A 604-nucleotide genomic window follows, 5' to 3' on the forward strand; every position below is an offset into this window, starting at 1 on the left:
CCCGAGGAGATCGACGCCGCCCGGGAGGACTCCCGCGCCCGCCGCTCCGACGCGGACCGCACCACCGTGCAGCCCGCCGCGTGCAAGGCACCCCTGACGGCACTGGACTTCTCCCCGATCTCCCTGGACGAGGGGGAGGCGACCCGCGTGGACGTCGGCGCGGACACCTTCACCGGCACCGGCACGGTGGAGGTCGCCCGCCTCACCGGCTCCGGTCGCCAGGAGGTCGAGCGCCACCTGCAGACCGTGAACGCCCTGCTCGCCGACTGCCGCGAGATGACCATGACGGTGCAGGACGGGGACGCGAGCGTGGACTACCGCCTCGCCGTCTCCGAGGCGCCACTGTCCGAGGGCACCCCGGCCCAGTCTGCCCTGGTGTGGGAGCGCTCCCTGGCCTCCGCGGACGGCCCCCAGCTCACCGCGCAGGTGCTCACCGCCGTCAGCGCCGACGCCGTGGTGATGGTCTCCTTCGTGGGCCAGCCCGAGGCCGGGCGCAAGGAGTTCACCCTGATCGCCGAGGAGATGCTGGCGGCCGCGCTCGCGGCCGGGTGAGCCGGACCGGCCACGCCGCGCCGCGCCGCGGCGCCGCGACCCGGGCAGCCCG

At 76.0% G+C, this 604-nt stretch carries 1 pseudogene; it reads left to right on the plus strand.

Annotated elements, in window-relative coordinates:
* Positions 1-552 (plus strand): annotated as a pseudogene (locus tag NWP10_RS12250) (hypothetical protein); the annotation flags it as partial.
* Between the last annotated feature and the right edge of the window lie 52 nt (positions 553-604).

Source organism: Micrococcus sp. HG099 (assembly GCF_024723355.1).
GTDB lineage: Bacteria > Actinomycetota > Actinomycetes > Actinomycetales > Micrococcaceae > Micrococcus > Micrococcus endophyticus.